This window comes from Cohnella baijiui (assembly GCF_020731285.1).
Taxonomy (GTDB): domain Bacteria; phylum Bacillota; class Bacilli; order Paenibacillales; family Paenibacillaceae; genus Cohnella.
Map to the genome: position 1 here is coordinate 1 of NZ_JAJFOW010000268.1, position 261 is coordinate 261.

Consider the following 261-nt stretch of genomic DNA (forward strand, 5'->3'; position numbering starts at 1 on the left):
AAAGGGAGTAACCGAAAGAATTGAAGCCTCTGAACGCTTGCTGGCAGTGGCAACAAGAATTTCGTTCTGAATGGTAATCTTATCCCCGATGATCTTTGCTACACTCGCCATAACTTCAGCTAAGTTTCCACCACTTGTCTTAGCGTGTAAGCTGGCATTTACAAAATCCTGTACGTCCTCCCCTTTCATACGTAGCTTAAAGCGATGGAGGGCTTCCTCAAGCGAAGCGCCCATCTTTATGTCATACACGATAATCTCTAG

General features: G+C 45.2%; 1 protein-coding gene. It reads right to left on the minus strand.

The features are described 5' to 3' along the window. A partial coding sequence (locus LKX83_RS32590) for a type II secretion system F family protein (RefSeq protein ID WP_227887424.1) occupies positions 1-261 on the minus strand: 261 nt, incomplete at both ends.